This window comes from Pseudomonas sp. AMR01 (assembly GCF_041946035.1).
Taxonomy (GTDB): domain Bacteria; phylum Pseudomonadota; class Gammaproteobacteria; order Pseudomonadales; family Pseudomonadaceae; genus Aquipseudomonas; species Aquipseudomonas antarctica_B.
Window position 1 is genome coordinate 15,785 of the sequence record NZ_JAUTYR010000029.1, and the last position, 18,925, is coordinate 34,709.

Sequence of the window (18,925 nt, forward strand, 5' to 3'; positions counted from 1 at the left end):
TTCACGCCGGAACGGCGCTTATTGCGCGGTAAGAATAAACCGTTCAATCGCCTCGGCAGCGCCGTCGTCAACGTTGCTGCCAGTGACGACGGTTGCTTGACGCTTAACCGCCTCTTCCGCCTGGCCCATGGCAATCGACAACCCGGCCACCTCAAACATCGCCGGGTCATTGCCGCCATCACCGATGGCCACGGTCTGCTCCAACGGTACCCCAAGATGTTCAGCCAGGGTTTTCAAGGCATCACCCTTGTTGGCCAGCAGTGCGGTCACATCCAGGTAAATCGGCTGCGAACGCGACACGTGGGCCAGCCCTTGCACCTTGGGTTGCAACTGCGCCTCAAGCTCGACCAGCAGCGGCGCGTTGCGGCTGGCTGCGACGATCTTGTTGACCCGGTCCAGGTACGGCTCAAAACTCTCCACTACCCGAGGCCCATATCCCAGGCCTGCCTCTTCAACGGCAGCCATCGGCCCGGGCGGATCGCGGCGCAGCCATTCACCGTCGGCAAACACCCAAACCTCCACGTCCGGCTGCGCCGAAAACAGCGCCAGCGCCACCAGTGCCGCTTCTGCGGGCAGGTGGTGCGACAACAACACGCTGCCGTCGGGATTGACCAGCGTACCGCCGTTAAACCCGGCCACCGGCACATCAATACCGAACGCTTCGACCATATGCATCATGGCCCGGGGCGGTCGCCCGCTGGCGAGGCTGAAAAACACGCCGGCATCGCGCAACGCACGCACCGCGTCGATCGTGCGTTGGCTGGGCGTGTGGTCGGGACGCAGCAGCGTCCCGTCCATGTCACTCAATACAAAACGGATGGGGTGAATCGCGGCATCACTCATCCCAAGCTGTGCCAGGTTCGGCCATCGCGGGCCAGCAACGCATCGGCAGCCGCAGGACCGTCTTCACCGGCCTTGTAGGCCTGAATACCGTCGTCTTCCTTCCAGGCATCCAGGAACGGCTGCACGGCACGCCAGCCGTTTTCGATGTTGTCGGCACGCTGGAACAAGGTCTGGTCGCCGGTCATGCAGTCGTAAATAAGGGTTTCGTAACCCGTCGACGGTTGCATCTCGAAGAAATCCTTATAGTCAAAACCCAGCTCGATATTGGCCATTTCCAGGGTCGGCCCAGGCTTTTTGGCCAACAGGTCGAACCACATGCCTTCATTAGGCTGGATCTGGATTTTCAAGTAGGTGGGTTTGAGTTCATCCACGTCCGTGTCGCGAAACTGCGCGTAAGGTGCAGGCTTGAAGCAGATCACGATTTCAGTGTCGCGGATGCTCATGCGCTTGCCGGTACGCAGGTAGAACGGTACGCCGACCCAGCGCCAGTTATCGATCATCACCTTGAGGGCGACAAAGGTTTCGGTGCTGCTGTCAGGCGCAACGTTCGCTTCTTCGCGATAGCCGGGCAGCGACTTGCCGCCAATGTTACCCGCCGTGTACTGGCCGCGTACGGAGTTGGCGCGCGCATCCTCCAGAGACCATGGACGGATAGCGCCGACCACCTTGGCTTTCTCGCCGCGCACCGCATCGGCACCAAACGCCGCCGGCGGTTCCATGGCAACCATCGCCAGTAACTGGAACAGGTGGTTGGGCACCATGTCGCGCAGGGTGCCGGTCTTCTCGAAGAAATTACCCCGCGTTTCCACACCGACGGTTTCCGCCGCCGTGATTTGCACGTGGTCGATGTAATGGTTATTCCAGAACGCCTCAAACAGCACGTTGGAGAAACGGCTGATCAGGATGTTCTGCACCGTTTCCTTGCCCAGGTAATGGTCGATGCGATAGATCTGCTTTTCGCTCATCACTTTAAGCAGGCAAGCGTTCAGCGCTTCGGCGGTGGCCAGATCGGAGCCGAAAGGCTTCTCGATGACCACGCGACGGAAACCCTCATCGGTTTCGTTCAGCAAGCCGGCGCTGCCCAGACGCTCCACCACTTCACTGAAAAAGCGCGGTGCAGTGGCCAGGTAGAACACCGCGTTGCCGGTGCCGCTGTCGGCAATCTTGCTGGCGATGTCGGCGTAGGTGCTGTCGTCGAGGAAATCGCCCTCGACGTAGCTGATGCCTTTGGCCAACTGCGCCCACAGTTCAGGGTCCAGGGCATTGTCGCCATTGCCCTTGACCTTGCTGGCAGCCTCGGTGCGAATGAAGTCCTCGAGTTTCTTGGCAAAGTCGGCGTCACTGATGGCGTTGTGATCAACCCCGACAATGCGCAGGCCTTCGCCCAACAGCCCGTCGCGACTCAGGTTGTACAGCGCCGGCATGAGCAGGCGCTTGACCAGGTCGCCGTGGGCGCCAAACAGAAACAGCGTGGTGGGCGGTGCGGGTTCGGCTTGGGGTTTCTTGCCGTTGACGGTCATTTTTTGGAAGTCTCCACGTGGCCGCCAAAGCCGAAGCGCATGGCAGAAAGCATCTTGTCACCGTAGGTGCTTTGCTGACGCGAACGGAAGCGCGCGAACAGCGACGTCGACAACACCGGCACGGGCACTGCTTGCTCCATGGCCGCTTCGATGGTCCAGCGGCCTTCACCACTGTCAGCTACGGAACCTGAGTAGCCGTCGAGTTTCGGGTCGGTGGCCAGGGCGTCGGCGGTCAGGTCCAGCAGCCAGGACGACACCACGCTGCCACGGCGCCAGACTTCAGCGATGTCGGCGACGTTGAGGTCGAAGCGCTCGTGTTCAGGCAAGTTGTCCGAGTTCTTGGTCTTGAGAATGTCAAAACCTTCGGCGAACGCCTGCATCATGCCGTACTCGATACCGTTGTGGATCATCTTCACGAAGTGCCCGGAACCGGCCGGGCCTGCGTGGATGTAGCCGTGCTCGGCGCGCGGATCGGCGCTGGCGGAACGGTCCTTGGTGCGCGGGATGTTGCCCAGTCCCGGTGCCAGGCTTTTGAAGATCGGGTCGAGGCGCTGCACGGCGTCGACGTCACCGCCGATCATCATGCAGTAACCGCGCTCGAGGCCCCAGACGCCGCCGGAAGTGCCGACGTCGACGTAGTGCAGACCTTTTTCCGACAAGGCTTGGGCACGACGGATGTCATCCTTATACATGCTGTTGCCGCCGTCGATGATCACGTCGTCGGCTTCCAGCAGGTGACTCAATTCAGTGATGGTGTCTTCGGTGGGCGCGCCGGCAGGCAGCATGACCCATACGGCGCGAGGCTTTTGCAGCCCGGCAACCAGTGCCTTCAAATCGGCGACGCCAGTGGCGCCCTCTTCGCTCAGGCCTTTGACGAAGGCTTCGTTACGGTCGTATACAACGGTGGTATGCCCATTGAGCATCAGGCGCCGCGCAATGTTACCGCCCATGCGGCCTAGTCCGATAATCCCCAGTTGCATGTGCTGATGCTCCTAACTGCTAATAAATGTGTGACATAGTTTATAGCGCAATGAGGCTAATGAGGGTTAGTCCAGAGCCGATCCGTGGAGTTTCATGACAAAAAGAGGCCATCCTTTCACCATCACTGGCGCAAAAGTCACAGCGACCATCAAAAATAAAAAAGTTCCCTTGCCTACAAAAAGAATTCAGAATCGCTCCGACTGTTGCCGAGGACCTCGACTCAAGCGTTCTGGCACCGCGATCTACCGGCTATTTGCGAGGTAAGCAATGAGCACATCACCGATGACCCGCCCGCCCCAGACCCTCTACGTCACCGTTCGCCGTGATGAGTGGCATCAATTGAAAGACGAACGCGATCAGTTGCAGCAGGAAGTCCTGCGCCTGCGCTCGCACCTTCAAGCCCAAGTCAACCTGGCGTCCGGCACCCAGCCCAGCCTTTGCTGAACCTGAGCTGAACGAACCCTTTAGAATAAACTCACGAAGTTTTCACATACTCCTCACGATACTCCCGCCGAGAATAGGGCTGCCCACGCGCGGTGGCTCTCTGTTGCGCACATGACTGTGCGGCGACTGAGCAATTATCGGGTTGGAGTACTGGATGGCGATGTTTAAACGCAGCACCAAGTCTGCGAAAGGTTTTGATTGGGCAGGCCTTGGTTGGCTGTTTCTGTTTTTCTGGTATTTCTCGGGCATCACCCAACTGCTCATCCAGCTGACCGGCACGTCCGGCTTCAGTGGTTTCCGCCAGGCCTTCTTCCTCAGCGCGTTCTGGCTGGCGCCCATGCTGCTGTTCCCGCGCCGTACGCGCTTGCTCGCCGGCTTGATCGGCGTGGTGCTGTGGGCGTGCTCCATGGCCAGCCTGGGTTACTTCTTCATCTATCAGCAGGAATTCTCGCAGAGCGTCATCTTCATTATGTTCGAGTCGAACATCTCTGAAGCCGGCGAGTACGCCACCCAATACTTCGCATGGTGGATCGTGCTGGCGTTTCTCGCTCACACGGCCATGGCGGTTTTCCTGTGGACCCGCCTGCGCCCGGTGTATCTGCCGCGAAGCCAATCGATTATGGCGGCGACCGCCATCGTATTGGCCGTGGTCGGTTACCCGCTGGTGAAACAGATTGCCACCAACCCGACCTTGAAACTCGGGATCGAAGGCTTCGAATCTCGCGTCGAGCCTGCGGTGCCATGGCAGATGATCGTCGCCTACCACCGCTACACCGAACAACTGGAAAGCATGCAAGGCATGCTGACCAGCGCCAGCCAGATCCCGCCCTTGAAAAACCTCAAGGACACCATGGCGGGCCAGCCATCCACGCTGGTGCTGGTCATCGGTGAGTCCACCAACCGCCAGCGCATGAGCCTTTATGGCTACCCGCGCAATACCACGCCGGAACTGGACAAGCTGCGTGACCAACTGGCGGTGTTCGACAATGTCATCACCCCGCGCCCCTACACCATCGAAGCGTTGCAGCAGGTGCTGACCTTTGCCGACGAAGAGAACCCGGACCTGTACCTCAAGACGCCGTCGATTGTCAGCGTCATGAAGCAGGCCGGCTACAAGACCTACTGGATCACCAACCAGCAGACCATGACCAAGCGCAACACCATGCTGACGACCTTTTCCGAACAGGCCGACGAGCAGGTGTACCTCAACAACAATCGTAACCAGAACGCCCGCCAATACGACGGCGACGTGTTGGCTCCGTTCGCCAAGGCGCTGGCTGACCCCACCGAGCGCAAGTTCATCGTCGTGCACCTGTTGGGCACGCACATGAGCTACCAGTACCGCTACCCGCCGACCTTCGACAAATTCACCGATCGCCAGGGCGTTCCGGCCGGCATCAGCGACGCACAGCTGCCGACCTATAACAGCTACGACAACGCCGTGCTGTACAACGACTTCGTGGTTTCCAGCCTGATCAAGGACTACGCAAAGGCGGACCCGAACGGCTTCCTGATGTACCTGTCGGACCACGGCGAAGACGTGTACGACTCCGCCGGCCATAGCACCCTGGGCCGTAACGAAGGCAAGCCGACGGCGCCGATGTACACCATTCCGTTCATGGCCTATGCCTCCCCGAAATGGCGTGAAACCCACGACTGGAGCTTCGCCAGCGCCCTGCAGCGGCCTTACAGCAGCTCGCAGTTGATTCACACATGGGCCGACCTCGCCGGGTTGAGTTTTGATGAGCTGGACCGTACCAAGAGCCTGGTCAGCGACAGCTTCACGCCGCGCCCGCTGATCATTGGCGATCCGTATATCGCGCAGAAAAAGGGCCTGATTGACTTCAGCCTGATCAAGCCGAAAAAACCCGAGACTGCCGAGGTCGTTAATAAATAACCGATGGGCTCTGTAACAGAAAGATAACAATCATTCTCGTTTAAGCCTAAAGTTCAGCACCTCCTTTCGTCTTTGAGCCATGGCCTCCCCTTTCCGGGGTGGTCTCAAAGACGACAAGGAGTTTGCAGCGATGTTCGCGCCGTTTACCCGTTCCATGACCTTTACCCTTGGCCTGTTCAGCGCCGCGCTGAGCCCTGAGCTGTTGGCCGAAACCGACCCCGAGCAAGTCCCCGCCAAAGCCCTTGAACTGGGCACCACCCGCATCACAGCCCAAGGCTTGGGCACCAACACCGAACACACCGGTGCCTACACCACAGGCGCGATGAGCACTGCTACTCGCCTGAACTTGTCCATCAAGGAAACGCCGCAGTCGGTTTCCGTCGTCACCCGCCAAGAGATGGACGACTTCAAGCTCGGCACTCTGAGCGAGGTGATGAATCAGACCACTGGCATAGTGGTACAACGCAATGACTCGGAGCGTTTCAACTTCTATTCGCGCGGCTATGCGATCCAGAATTTCCAGATTGATGGAATGCTCAATACCTTCACCGGGTTGAAGTCGGACTCAGACACCATCATCTACGACCATATCGAAGTGGTGCGGGGTGCGACGGGCCTGACCACCGGCGCGGGCGACCCGTCCGGCACCGTCAACATGATACGCAAGCGGCCGACCGCCAATTGGGAGGCAAAAGTCGGCGCCAGTGCAGGCAGCTATGACAACTACCAAAGCTATGTTGACGTGGGCGGCCCGCTTGGCTTTGATGGCCGCCTACGCGGGCGCTCGGTGCTGGCTTATCGCGACAGCAAGTCATTTCGTGATCGCTATGCTCTGGAGCGCAAGGTCGGTTACGGCATCCTCGAAGCCGACCTGACCGACGACACCGTATTGGCGGTGGGTTACGACTACCAGGACAAGCAAATACAGGGCGCCACCTGGGGCAGCGTACCGTATTGGAATGCTTCCGGGGACAAGGCCAACCTGCCGCGCTCCAACAACATCGCCACCTCCTGGAGCAACTGGCCGCTGACTGACCGTACCGCATTCGTCACACTGGACCAGCGCCTGGCGAATGACTGGCGCCTGAAAGCCGCCTACACCCACCGCGAGAGCGAGACCGACGGCAAGGTCTACTATGGCGGCGGCGGTTACCCGAATGCCGATCGCAGCGGTATTTTTGCCTACACAAGCCACTTCGCCGGCGATGAAAAAATGGACGCCGTAGACTTCAACCTCGCAGGCTCCTACTCACTATTGGGGCGCGATCATGAAGCCATGATCGGTTATGGCCAGGCGCGTAATCGCAACTCCTCGCCCTACATCATTCCCGGCCCGTTGCCGGCCGACTACAGCACTATTCCAGACTGGTCCGATACAGGCGGCATTCCCGAGTTTGCCGATGAAACTACTGACATGGACAAAAGGCGTGGCAGCACTTATCAGAAGGCCGGTTACCTGGCGACGCGACTCAACCTCAGCGACGATTGGCACGCGGTGCTGGGCAGTCGCTACGGCAGTTGGAAAACCAGCAGCACCGACTTCAGCTACGCCGACCGCGAACTGACCAGCGCCAGCAACAGCCGCCAGACCCAGAACGACATCTGGACGCCCTACGCCGGACTGCTTTATGACATCAACGACGCGTTCACGGCGTACGTCAGCTACACGGATATCTTCAAGCCGCAGGATGTAAAGGATGTTGGCGACGCCTACCTGGAACCCATCGTTGGAAAGAATTACGAACTGGGCCTCAAGGGCAGCCTGCTCAACCACCGGCTCAACCTGACCAGCGCGGTATTCTGGACCACCCAGGACAATGTGCCGGAGATTGATGACTCGATTCCCCTGGGCCCGGACGGGCAGCAGTATTACAAGTCCGGCGGCAAGGGCAACAAGGTGCGCGGTTTTGAAGTCGAACTGGCGGGCGAAGTGATGCCTGACTGGAACATGAAAGCCGGCTACACCTATACCCACTCGGTCAATGGCGAGAACAAGCGCAACAACACTGCACAACCCCTGAACCTACTGCGCACCTCCACTACCTACCGCCTGCCTGGCCAATGGCAAGGATTGACGGTAGGTGCCAGCGTCAATTGGCAGAGCGACGTCTATCGGTATGCCAGGCGCCCCGTCGGCCGCACCGCTACGGGCGATTACATCACCCAAAGCACCGCGATCCGGCAAGAGGCCTACGCCGTGGTCGGCCTGATGTCACGGTATGAATTCGACAAGCATTTAGCGGCTTCTCTGAACGTCAACAATCTATTCGACAAGCAGTACTACAACAACGTCGGTTTTTATAATGGCGTGTATTGGGGAGACCCGCGTTCTGTCACGCTTGCATTGGACTGGACACTTTAAATACCGCGCTGTGTCGCCTGAAAACTTAACGTAATTGTTAAGTTTCCAGGCCACTCAGTTAAGCCTGGCTTAATCCAACCCCTACACAATCGGCCCCACGAGTCTGATCCGAGAGAGCAGACACTGATCACACTTTGATGGGAATACCAACGATGAAACTTTCGACTTTGATGCTGGCCGGCCTTATGACACTGACCTCCGCTGCTGCTTTCGCCGAAGGCGGTTCAGAGCGTTCCAAGCAGTTCTACAACGACTTCAGCTTCATGCAGCAAAAGACCCACGGCACTAACCCACAAACTGCGGTTGCCGACGGCAAGAGCATTAAGGGCGACACCGTTGAACAGAAAAGTGCAGAGCAGCTACCTAACAGCTGATTTAATCTTTATTTAATGTTGATTTAATCCGCATTACCCTGTGCCATTCCGCTCCTTTGGCAAAGGTTAACTTGGCGCCATGTAATGGCGCCTTTTTTATGCCTGTCGTTTATTACAGCGGTTTGCTCCAAAACAACATACGGCCATGGGCCGGATCAAACATCGAATCATCAAAACCAAACTTGCGATACGCCGACTGCGCCACCGCATTACCCTCAAGCACTTCCAGAGTGATCTTGCAGCAACCGCGCTGACGGGCAATTTCCTCGACCTTTTGCAGCATTTTCTGACTCAAGCCCAAGCCACGAAACCGGTTAATCACCGCCACGTCGTGGACATTGACCAGCGGGCGGCAGGCGAATGTCGAGAACCCTTCAAAACAATTGACCAACCCTGCCGGCTCACCGCCGACGAAGGCCAGTACGCTGAACGCGTGCGGGCGCTTGGCCAGTTCTGCAGGCAATTGCTGCAACAGGTCGGCGGGCAATGTATGGCCGCCGCCCATCGGGTCTTCAGCGTAATGATTGAGTACCAGGCCAATGGCCTCGGCGTGCACAGCGTTGGTGTAGCTGGCTTGCAGCACCAGAATTTCAGGGGTGTCCATGTCCTTCCTCGATAACGACAACAAGGGCTTCGTCTCCCTTTGAGGGAGCGATTGTAAGCGGGGAGCCCACGGGAGATGAAGGAGATTAACGACAGATGCCCGTCAGAAAGTACGAAGAATGCGGGATTTTTTCTAAGCGCCGAAACGCTGCAATTGCATTTCTTGCAGGCGGCTCAGGGTGCGACGGAACGCAAACTCCAGGTAGCCTTCGGTATAGAGATGTTCCAGCGCTACCTGGGCATCGATGAACAAGGGCACCTTGCGGTCGTAACACTCATCCACCAATGCAATGAAACGTCGCACGCTGTCATCGTGCACCGACAGTTCCGGTAGCTCACGATCCCCTGCCACCACACGCTGGGCGGCATCCTCGGTACCACGGGCAATGCGCGCCGGGCGCTTTTGCGCGCTGAGGTTGGGCACGTCACTCAGCAGAATTGCCTTGAAGCGGTCACACAGCAGCATGAAGTCCATCGCCGCCAAGGGCTGCTCACACAGATCGATGTAGCGGCACCAAAGCACCGTCTCGCTTGATTGCACCGCCTCGATCGACCGGTAGCCGACGCTCACCGCCCCGCTGCTCACTGCCTGCCCTTCGCTCAACTGCTTGAATACAGCGGCAAGCGCTTCCGGCTGCGCGACCCAATAGCGCTGCACGCCAATGCCCGGGTGCAAGCGGTGATCTTCATCGCCGTCCACCGCCACCACCTGCATATGCCTGTTGATCGCCTCAATACCCGGCAGAAAGCGCTCGCGATTGAAGCCGCCGGCGTAAAGCTGGTCGGGCGGTTGATTGGAGGTACACACCATCACCACGCCCTCCTCGAACATCACCTGGAACAGGCGGCCAAGAATGATTGCGTCGCCGATGTCATTGACGAACAGTTCGTCGAAACACAGCACCCGCACTTCCCTGCTCAGCTCACGGGCCAGTGCCTGCAAAGGGTCTTGGATTCCGGTGAGTTGAAACGAGCGCTGATGCACCCAGCCCATAAAGTGATGAAAGTGCTGGCGCCGCGCCGGCACGCGCAGGCTTTGATAAAACTGGTCCATCAGCCAGGTTTTGCCACGGCCCACCGGCCCCCACAAATAAACCCCCTGCATCGGCGAGCGGCCTGCGTGCAAGGCCTCGTGGCAGGATTGCAGGGCGTCAACCGCGCGGCGCTGGGCGTCGTCGGGCACGAAGCCCTGCCCGGCGATGGCATGTGTGTAGGCAGCGAGAGGCGAGTCAAAAGTCATGCGCGCGAGTATGACTTACAGCGAGATATCCAGCCGTGAAATCTTGCCCTGCTCGTTCAGGCTATAGGCGACGACGGCCGGGGCCAGTTCCGGGACGGACATGACAAACTCCTTTTTGGGTGATTTGTACTGCCCTGCCAAGCCAGGAACGTGTCAGTTTTTTTCAGGAGTAAACAGACCATGTGACGAGGGAGCTTGCTCCCGCTGGGTCGCGCAGCGGCCCCAAAAAAGGGACTGCTACGCAGTCCAGCGGGAGCAAGCTCCCTCGCCACAGGTATAGCGTTCGCCCTTGTCTGGTGGGCGTTAGCCTGACCTAGCCGTTTTTTTCATTCGCACACCTTAAGCAAGGCTCTTGCTGACCACCTCGAACACATCGCTCGACAGCTCACCCGAGCCGCGAATGCGCTCCAGCTCGGCTTTCATCAGCGCCTGGCGCGCGCTGTCGTATTTACGCCAGCGGGTCAGTGGCGCCAGTTGGCGGGAGGCGATCTGCGGGTTAAACCCGTTCAGCTGAATCACCAGATCCGCCAGGAAGCGATAACCCGAGCCATCCGCCGCGTGGAAGTTGATCAGGTTCTGCCCGGCAAACGCGCCGACCAGTGCACGCACCTTGTTCGGGTTCTTGATGTTGAACGCAGGATGTTCCATCAGCGCTTTGACCCGCTCCAGCCCACCCGGCAAGGTGCTGCCGGCCTGCACGCTGAACCACTGATCCATGACCAACGGGTTGTCTTTGAAGTTCTCGGCAAACACCGCCAGCGCCTGGGCCTTTTCTGCCTCGAAGGGCGAGTTGACCAGCACGGCCAGCGCGGTAAGGCGTTCGGTCATGTTGTCGCTGGTGTCGAATTGATCAAGTGTGGCCGCAAGCACTTCAGGCTTGCCGCTGAGCATCAGGTAGGACAGTGCAATGTTTTGCAGCGCGCGACGGGCAAAATGCTCAGCCGCTGCCACGTAAGGCGTTTGCTTGGACAAGTCGCGATTGGCCTGGTAGCGCAACCACAGCTCTTCGTGGAGGTTTTCCGCCAGCTTCTTGCGGGCAAACTCGCGGGCGGCGTGGATGGCGTCGACGTCCGCCACTTCACTGATTTCCGTGAGGTAGGCTTCACCCGGCAACGAGAGCATTTCGGCGACCATGGCCTGGTCCAGGCTTTCGTCGCTCAGCACGCTGCGCAATGCGCTGATCAAGCGCTGATCCAGCTTCAGCGGCTGGCCCGCTTGATGTTGACCGATCAACTCCTGCAACACTTGCACCGCCAATTGCTGGCCGGCATCCCAGCGGTTGAAGCCGTCGCTGTCGTGTTGCATGAGGAACATCAGTTGATCGCGGTTGTACGGGAAGCTCAGTTTCACCGGCGCCGAGAAACCGCGCAGCAGCGAAGGCAACGGTTGCTCAGCGATATCCACAAAGGTGAACGTCTGCTCGGCTTCGGTGACCGAAATCACGCGGGACGTGCCGCCAGCGGCGGCTTCACCAGCGAGGCGCAAGGCGATACCGGCGCCCTTCCCGTCCAGCAAGCCCAATTCGACCGGGATCACAAACGGCAGTTTTTCAACCTTGTCCGGGGTTTCCGGGCAGCTCTGGCGGAAGGTCAGGCTGTAGGTGTTGGCGGCGGCGTCGTAGGACTCGCTGACGGCCAAACGCGGCGTACCGGCCTGGCTGTACCAGCGCTTGAATTGAGTCAGGTCGGCGCCGTTGGCGTCTTCCATGGCCTTGATGAAGTCATCACAGGTCACGGCCTGGCCGTCATGGCGGTCGAAATACAGGTCGCTGCCTTTACGGAAACCTTCGGCGCCGAGCAAGGTGTGGATCATGCCAACCACTTCCGAGCCCTTTTCGTACACGGTCAGGGTGTAGAAGTTGGAGATCTCGATAAAGCTGTCCGGGCGCACCGCGTGGGCCATCGGGCCGGCATCTTCGGCGAACTGATGGGTACGCAGGTACGCCACGTCCTGGATGCGCTTGACCGTGGCCGAGTTCATGTCGGCAGAGAAGCCGGAATCACGGTACACGGTGAAACCTTCCTTGAGCGACAGCTGGAACCAGTCGCGGCAGGTCACGCGGTTGCCCGACCAGTTGTGGAAATATTCGTGGGCAACAATTGCCTCGACCCGCTGGTGCGCGGCGTCGGTGGCGGTTTCGGCGCGGGCCAACACGGCGCTGGAATTGAAGATGTTCAGGCCCTTGTTTTCCATGGCGCCCATGTTGAAGTCGTTCACGGCGACGATCATAAAGATGTCGAGGTCGTACTCGCGGCCGTAGGTTTCTTCGTCCCAGCGCATGGACTTTTTCAGGCTGTTCATGGCGTGCTGGCACTTGTCGATATTTTCCGGCTCGACATAAATGCGCAGCGCCACGTCGCGCTCGGTCATGGTGGTGAAGGTGTCTTCAACGCACCACAAATCACCGGCCACCAGCGCGAACAGGTACGCCGGTTTCTTGAACGGGTCTTCCCAGGTCGCCCAGTGACGGCCGTCTTCACCGGGGCCGCTGGCGATCGGGTTGCCGTTGCTCAGCAATACCGGGTAACGGTGTTGCTCGGCGATCACCGTGGTGGTGAAGGTGCTCATCACGTCCGGGCGGTCGAGGTAATAGGTGATCTTGCGAAAGCCCTCGGCCTCGCACTGGGTGCAGAACATGCCACCGGATTTGTACAGGCCTTCCAGCGCGGTGTTGGTTTCCGGGTGGATTTTCACCGTAGTGTCGAGGGTGAAAGTCTCACTTTTTGGGTGCACCGTGAGGTGATTTTCAGTCAGTTGATAATCCGCATCCGTCAGTTCCTGATCGGCGAGGTTGATGCTCAACAGCTCCAGCTGCTGGCCATCCAGCACCAACGGCGGCAAGCCGACGCCGCGCTCGTGGTTGCGGCGCATCACCAACTGCGCGTGGACCAGGCTGTGGTCCTCGAACAGCTCGAAGGTCAGGTGCGTCTCTTCGATCAGGTAGTCCGGCGCCTGATAGTCCTTCAGGTAAATCATCTTCGGCTGTTCGGTGCGCATGTCTTCGTCCTTTTACTGATGCACGGCGAGCTGGTAGGCCGTGTATTTACGAATATTGATAACGCCGGTGTCGAAAATCAGGTATTGGCCCTTGATCCCCAGCAGCGTGCCTTCGGCAATCGGGTTCTTGTCCAGGTTGAAGCTGACTATCTTTGTGGGATATTGCTCTACCGGGTAGCGAATTTCGATCGGTTCAATGTCGGCAATCGTTTGGATGGCCTGTAGGCCAAAGCGTTCCTGCAAACTCAATAACCCTTCAGCGCACGAGGCGAACAGTTGATCGCGCACCTGCTTGAGGTCGACGGATTGAGCATCGCCCTTGAGCAGCGCACGCCAGTTGGTCTTGTCGGCCACCTGACTGCGGAACAGGTCTTCGACGAAGCCGGACTGCTGACGCGTTGCGACGCGCATTATAGGCAGCGCCTGGCTGGCGCCCTGATCGAGCCACCGCGTTGGCAACTGGGACGCACGGGTAATACCGACCTTCACCCCTGACGAATTCGCCAGGTAGACCACGTGGTCGGTCATGCAGAATTTTTCGCCCCAGCCCGGATCGCGGCAGGTGCCAGCGTCGTAGTGGCAACGCTCGGGGCTCATGATGCACAGGTCGCACTGGGCCAGCTTGGTCATGCACGGGTAGCAATAACCCTGGCTGAAACTGGTTTTGGTCTTGCGGCCGCAATGGCTGCAATGGATGGCACCGAGGAACTCCAGGCGCACATGGGTACCGATCAACGGGTTGACCGGCACCTCGGTATCGCCCAGGCGAAACGCGTATTGAACGGTCGGCTCACCGAGTTGCGCCGACATTTTGTTGACTGCACCGCGACCAATCTCAATCAATGGATCGCATCCGACTTGAACAGGATGTTGGGTACCGGTGCCGATTTCGACGCACATTCCTGCGGGCCCATGTAGCCGGTGCGCTGGTCTTCCGGCAGGTTCTGCAGTTCCCAGGCGATCATCGCTTGCAGGGACAGCTCGCGCTGCTCGGCAGTGAGCTTGCGGCCATCGGACCACTTGCCGATTTCCACGGCGAGCTTGAGGCTCTCGTAGATGTCCGGGGTGATGTTTTCGATCATTTCAGCAAAAGAGGACATGAGGCTCTTCCTTATCAAATAGAAGCTTTGCGGCGGTTGTACAGCCCGCCCAGCAAACCCGTCAGGCAACCGATGACCAAGCCGCTCACATGAGCCGCGTTGGCGATTTCGCCGAAACCGATCATCGAGATCAGCCCCGACATGCACAGCACCAGCCAAATCAGCATCATCGCCAGCACACCACGGGGCAGGCGATAGGCCGGGTTTGGCGAGAGTAATTGAAAGATCCAGCAATGCCCGAGCAGGCCGTACAACACGCCCGACAGGCCGCCAAACAGGCTCGGGCCGCTATAGGCGTACTGCGAATAGTTGGAAACCAGGCTGAACAACAGGGTCAGGCCGAGCAGATTAATGCTGCCCTGGCGCACTTCGATGCGCCGGCCCAGTTCCCAATACCACATGCCGTTCATGGCCAGGTGCAGGATGCCGAAGTGAATCAGCATCGGCGTGACCAACCGCCACCACTGCCCCGACGCCAGGCTATCGGCGAGCGGCGTGAACTGGAGGTACTCGCCCGACACATGGAACGGCAAGAAGGTCAGCCAGGCCATGGTTTGCAGGTTTTCACCCAGCAACGTCACCGCGCCGACAATGATGCTCGCCAGCAACACCAACGCCGTCACCGGACTGTGGCGCACTTGCTGCACAAAGCTCGGCCGAGTGACAGGCGCCTGTTCGGGAATATCCAGCTGCTGGTCGGGGTCGCCAGCCGGAAAACGCTGGTACAACACGCGCACGTCGTCGCTGATGGTTTCAGGCACCCACAGCACTTGCTCGCCCGCTTCTTCACTGACCCGATGGGGCACTTGCATGCGTTGCAACAATTTGACGAAACCCGCCAGGTCGACGCTCAGGGGCAAGCGCAATACAGCCACGGTGCTCATTTCATGACCTCAGGTGTAATAACCTCGGGCCGCTCAACGTCGACCCATACAAATTTACGCGGATCGAGGCGGGTTTCCTGATCCAGTCGGTACGCCACCAGCTTGCCGTACAGCACTGCGCTGTAATCCAGGCACGCGAGGTTATCGCGGATCGGCGCCGGTTTGCCGCTGCGCCAATAATGGCCGACGAACAGCAACGGTTCATCGACGCCATAGCGCAGCAGGGAATTCTTTTCGGTGGACGACAACGGCGTGCGCGCCACCGGCTCCGGCAAGGCGTCGGGCTGGAACACAATATCGCCGTAGGTTTTCGGGTCGTCTTCCCAGAATTTGGTGCGGAAGAACGAACGCGTCAGGCCATCGCCACCGGTCAGCGTCAAGCCGTCCGGCAGGCGCATGTCGGTGCCGCGCAACAGCCGGTCGAACGCATTGCAGGCAAAACTGCCCGGCACGGCGGCGGCTTGCAGGAAGTGCTGATCGATGCAGCCGTCCGGAAAGGTCGCGCGCAGCGGCTGGATAAAGCCGTCGTCCCAGCACGCATGCACCACACGGAAACGCCCGGCGTCGACAAACAGCGGCATGTCATAGAACCAGCCGAGGAAGTCGTGCCAGTCGGCCGGGTGCTGCTCGAACTGGCTCAGGGTTTCCTGGATCAAGCGCGCATGCCGTGGGTTGTGCTCGCGCACGAACTGCTTGCCACTGCCCGGCGGCGCAGGCGTGGTCCAGCCCAGCGCGTTGAACTCATGGTTACCCATGATGCACAGCGCCTGACCGGCCTGGGCCATATCGTGGACGATATGCAGCGCCTCGCGAATGCGCGGCCCGCGGTCGATGATATCGCCGAGGAACACCGCCATGCGTGAAGGGTGACGCCAGGTGCCACCGCTCTTGTGGTAACCCAACTGTTCGAGCAAGTGCTCAAGGGTATGAGCGCAACCGTGCACGTCACCAATCAGGTCGTAGCTACGCGCGGGATCGAGCATCAGTCGCCTCCACCCCCCAAGCGGCTGCCCCAGCCCAACTTGGTGCGGCACACTTCATAGTAGTTGTGGTCCAGCGGGTGGATCAGCCGCAGCTTCTGCGCCTTTTTGCTCACGGTGATGGTGTCACCGGGGGCGCAGGTGAAATGGTTCTGCCCGTCGCAGGAGACTTGCGGGTAAATCTGCATGTCTTTGGACACCACGATTTTCAGTTCACTGTTGCCGTCTACCACAATGGGCCGGCTGGACAACATATGGGGGTACATCGGCACGATCACAATGGCATCCAGCTTGGGATGCATGATCGGGCCGCCCGCCGACAGCGCGTACGCGGTGGAGCCGGTCGGCGTGGCGACGATCAGGCCGTCGGCCTTCTGGCTGCACACGAACTGGCCGTCGATATACAGCTCGAATTCGATCATGCGCGTGGACTTACCGGGGTGCAGCACCACATCATTCAATGCATCGCCCTGGCCGATGGCTTCGCCGTGGCGGCGCACTTCGGCCTGCAGCAGGAAGCGGTTTTCCACCAGGTAATGGCCGTCGAGCACCTTGGCCACTTCGACTTCCAGCTCGTCGGGGCGTATATCGGTCAGAAACCCCAGGCTGCCCCGGTTGATCCCCAGCACCGGCACGTTATGCCGCGCCAGCGCCCGTGCCGCGCCCAGCAGGCTGCCGTCACCGCCGACCACAATCACCATGTCACACACTTCACCGAGCATCTTGCGCGACGAGGTTTGCAGGCCATGGCCCGGCAGGATTTCGGCGATGGTGTCTTCGAGGATCACATGCAGGTGACGCTCCACCAGGAATTTTTTCAGCCGGCGGACGGTGTCCAGCACCTGGGTACTGCCCAAGCGACCGATAATGCCGATATTGCGAAATTGCTCCATGGGGCTCCTGCGGGATTTAGGGTGACGCAAAAAAGAACGATTATGGGCGAAAGGCCGCGTCAGGCAAAACCCTTTGTCGCCGTCAGGCCTTGATGACAATGGTTCTCAGCCACCGACAGGACGGTTAAACAGCTATGCTCGGACACATGACTGTGTTCCCCGATTTACACACCCTGCCCCGCCAACTGCGCCACCCCGAGGTGCGTGACCTGGCGTGGGTCATGCTCGCCCCGCCGATGCTCGAACAGACGCCGTGGCCCCAGCGCCACCCGCTGGCCGGCAGCGACTGGGTGCAGGCGCCCGAGCGTCTCGAACACTGGTTACGCTCACTTGACCACGACAGCCGCCCATTGCAGCAGTGGCTGAGCCAGGCCCGCACGCGGCGCCTGGGCCTGTATTACGAACGCCTGTGGCAGTTCGCCGTGAAGCATGCGCCGGGCGTGGAATTGCTGGCCGCCAACCTGCCGATCCGCCGCGCCGGGCATACGTTGGGCGAACTCGACATGCTGCTGCGCGACCGCGATGGGGTGCATCACCTGGAACTGGCGATCAAGCTTTATCTGGGGCCGCAAGACGGAGACGGCAAGGACAGTTCGCAATGGCTCGGCCCGGGTTGCCATGATCGGCTCGACCGTAAACTGGCGCACCTGGCCCAACATCAATTGCCGATTTCGGCACGGCCGGAAAGCCGCGAAGTGCTGGCGGCGCTGGATATTCAGCAGTTCGATGCGCATTTGTGGCTGGGTGGGTATTTGCTCTACCCGTGGCCTGGCGAAGCTGCATCACCCCGTGGCGCCCATCCGCAGCATTTGCGCGGGCGCTGGTTGCATCAGCGTGATTGGCGGGACTTTGTCTGCGTGCGTCCACCGGGCTGCTGGCAACCTCTGCCACGGCATGCGTGGCTGGCGCCGGCACATTACGCGGCGAGTGACGTTTGGAGCGAAGAACAGATGCACGCCTGGCTGAGCGAGCTGGACCCGATGGCGCCGGCGCAGTTGCTGGTGCGCCTGGTTCAGGTGGGTGAGGATTGGGAGGAAGCCGAGCGGCTGTTTCTGGTGGCAGACCTTTGGCCGAATGTGCCGGGGGCTGGCTGACAGCCTTGTGGTGGATTTCAAGGCCTCTTCGCGAGCAAGCCCGCTCCCACATTTGGAATGCATTCCCCTGTGGGAGCGGGCTTGCTCGCGAATGCGCAGGCCCAGACACTACAAGCTGTCGATATGCCGATAATCCAGCTGCAACCCAACCGCCAGCTCTTCAGCCCGACCCAACCTGATCGGCCCACGCTCGATATCCACCAGCAACCCCGGGCACTCCAGTAATGGCAACCCGGCAATGTCCTTCAATCGGCCATCGGTAATCACCAGCAATCGCTGCTGTTCAGAGGGATACCGCTTGCGCCGCACTGCCAGCCATTGCCTGGCTTCAATCAGCGCCGCCAGCAATGGCGTGCCGCCGCCCGCCCCCAGCTGCTTCAACCACTGCGCCAAACCCTTTGCAGCTTTCAGGCCTTGCACCTGCCACTTCGGTGACTGCCCGCTGGCCGTCAACAACGCCATGCGCGCCCGTTGCCGATACGCGTCATCAAACAGCTGGGCCAATAAACCCTTGGCATCGGTCAACGCGCGGTGCCGCCGAGTGGAAGCGGACGCGTCGACAATGACCAGCCACAGCTCATCGGCCGAACGACTGCGCAGGTGATAGAGCATATCCTCACGGCACTGCGGCCGACCGCCGAGCAAGGTGCCCGGCCAATTGATCGAGCCGTATTCTGCGCTGCGCGCCTTGCCATGGCGGCCTCTGTCCACTT

At 59.8% G+C, this 18,925-nt stretch carries 17 protein-coding genes; 5 read left to right on the forward strand and 12 right to left on the reverse strand.

Translation table 11 applies throughout. The features are described from left to right. Positions 1 to 18: 18 nt before the first annotated feature. The 3 genes from Q7C20_RS20860 to gnd are packed head-to-tail and all read right to left on the reverse strand — an operon-like array spanning position 19 to position 3,343. The gene (locus Q7C20_RS20860; RefSeq protein WP_375069898.1) at positions 19 to 843 is read right to left on the reverse strand and encodes a Cof-type HAD-IIB family hydrolase; all 825 of its coding nucleotides are present in this window, start codon (positions 841 to 843) and stop codon (positions 19 to 21) included. Further along, positions 840 to 2,363: a glucose-6-phosphate dehydrogenase gene (zwf, locus tag Q7C20_RS20865; RefSeq protein ID WP_375069899.1), complete on the reverse strand. Its 1,524-nt coding sequence runs from the start codon at positions 2,361 to 2,363 to the stop codon at positions 840 to 842. The genes Q7C20_RS20860 and zwf overlap by 4 nt, the downstream gene beginning before the upstream one ends. After that, a complete protein-coding gene (gene gnd, locus Q7C20_RS20870) occupies positions 2,360 to 3,343 on the reverse strand; it encodes a phosphogluconate dehydrogenase (NAD(+)-dependent, decarboxylating) (RefSeq protein ID WP_348060280.1) in 984 nt (327 codons plus the stop codon). The genes zwf and gnd overlap by 4 nt, the downstream gene beginning before the upstream one ends. 283 nt (positions 3,344 to 3,626) lie before the next feature. Here gnd and Q7C20_RS20875 point away from each other — a divergent pair, with 283 nt between their 5' ends. The 4 genes from Q7C20_RS20875 (at position 3,627) to Q7C20_RS20890 (ending at position 8,421) form a co-directional block, all read left to right on the forward strand. After that, positions 3,627 to 3,788 carry a DUF6026 family protein gene (locus tag Q7C20_RS20875; RefSeq protein ID WP_375069934.1) on the forward strand — a complete coding sequence of 54 codons (162 nt, stop codon included), beginning with the start codon at positions 3,627 to 3,629 and terminating at the stop codon, positions 3,786 to 3,788. Positions 3,789 to 3,942: 154 nt separating this feature from the next. Beyond that, on the forward strand, positions 3,943 to 5,685 hold the full coding sequence (locus Q7C20_RS20880; protein ID WP_375069900.1) for a phosphoethanolamine transferase CptA: 1,743 nt from the start codon (positions 3,943 to 3,945) through the stop codon (positions 5,683 to 5,685). A gap of 130 nt (positions 5,686 to 5,815) precedes the next feature. Beyond that, positions 5,816 to 8,047, forward strand: coding sequence for a TonB-dependent siderophore receptor (locus Q7C20_RS20885; protein ID WP_375069901.1), 2,232 nt, complete (start codon positions 5,816 to 5,818; stop codon positions 8,045 to 8,047). A gap of 152 nt (positions 8,048 to 8,199) precedes the next feature. Continuing rightward, positions 8,200 to 8,421 carry a hypothetical protein gene (locus tag Q7C20_RS20890; RefSeq protein WP_348060288.1) on the forward strand — a complete coding sequence of 74 codons (222 nt, stop codon included), beginning with the start codon at positions 8,200 to 8,202 and terminating at the stop codon, positions 8,419 to 8,421. A 112-nt stretch (positions 8,422 to 8,533) separates the two neighbouring features. Here the strand turns inward: Q7C20_RS20890 and Q7C20_RS20895 are convergent, their stop codons facing one another. The 8 genes from Q7C20_RS20895 to Q7C20_RS20930 form a co-directional block, all read right to left on the reverse strand. Next, positions 8,534 to 9,025, reverse strand: a complete 492-nt coding sequence (locus Q7C20_RS20895; protein ID WP_348060290.1) for a GNAT family N-acetyltransferase — start codon at positions 9,023 to 9,025, stop codon at positions 8,534 to 8,536. Positions 9,026 to 9,157: 132 nt separating this feature from the next. Next, entirely contained in the window at positions 9,158 to 10,264 is a 1,107-nt protein-coding gene (gene zapE, locus Q7C20_RS20900; RefSeq protein ID WP_375069902.1) for a cell division protein ZapE, read from the reverse strand. Between the two features lie 339 nt (positions 10,265 to 10,603). Further along, positions 10,604 to 13,261 (reverse strand): aminopeptidase N, encoded by a 2,658-nt coding sequence (gene pepN / locus Q7C20_RS20905; protein ID WP_375069903.1) that lies wholly within the window; start codon positions 13,259 to 13,261, stop codon positions 10,604 to 10,606. A 12-nt stretch (positions 13,262 to 13,273) separates the two neighbouring features. Next, positions 13,274 to 14,104: a DUF2797 domain-containing protein gene (locus Q7C20_RS20910; protein WP_375069904.1), complete on the reverse strand. Its 831-nt coding sequence runs from the start codon at positions 14,102 to 14,104 to the stop codon at positions 13,274 to 13,276. Then, a complete protein-coding gene (locus Q7C20_RS20915; protein ID WP_065895393.1) occupies positions 14,101 to 14,361 on the reverse strand; it encodes a YeaC family protein in 261 nt (86 codons plus the stop codon). Before Q7C20_RS20915 ends, Q7C20_RS20910 begins: the two co-directional genes overlap by 4 nt. Before the next feature lie 14 nt (positions 14,362 to 14,375). Continuing rightward, on the reverse strand, positions 14,376 to 15,245 hold the full coding sequence (locus tag Q7C20_RS20920) for a rhomboid family intramembrane serine protease (RefSeq protein ID WP_348062632.1): 870 nt from the start codon (positions 15,243 to 15,245) through the stop codon (positions 14,376 to 14,378). Continuing rightward, entirely contained in the window at positions 15,242 to 16,228 is a 987-nt protein-coding gene (locus tag Q7C20_RS20925) for a metallophosphoesterase (RefSeq protein WP_375069905.1), read from the reverse strand. Before Q7C20_RS20925 ends, Q7C20_RS20920 begins: the two co-directional genes overlap by 4 nt. Continuing rightward, positions 16,228 to 17,118 (reverse strand): NAD(+) kinase, encoded by an 891-nt coding sequence (locus Q7C20_RS20930; protein WP_375069906.1) that lies wholly within the window; start codon positions 17,116 to 17,118, stop codon positions 16,228 to 16,230. The genes Q7C20_RS20925 and Q7C20_RS20930 overlap by 1 nt, the downstream gene beginning before the upstream one ends. Positions 17,119 to 17,264: 146 nt before the next feature. Between Q7C20_RS20930 and Q7C20_RS20935 the strand changes: the two genes are divergently transcribed. Further along, positions 17,265 to 18,212 (forward strand): DUF1853 family protein, encoded by a 948-nt coding sequence (locus Q7C20_RS20935; protein ID WP_375069907.1) that lies wholly within the window; start codon positions 17,265 to 17,267, stop codon positions 18,210 to 18,212. Positions 18,213 to 18,320: 108 nt separating this feature from the next. On the opposite strand, the gene Q7C20_RS20940 is transcribed toward Q7C20_RS20935, so the two are convergent. Then, positions 18,321 to 18,923, reverse strand: a complete 603-nt coding sequence (locus tag Q7C20_RS20940; RefSeq protein ID WP_375069908.1) for a VWA domain-containing protein — start codon at positions 18,921 to 18,923, stop codon at positions 18,321 to 18,323. Between the last annotated feature and the right edge of the window lie 2 nt (positions 18,924 to 18,925).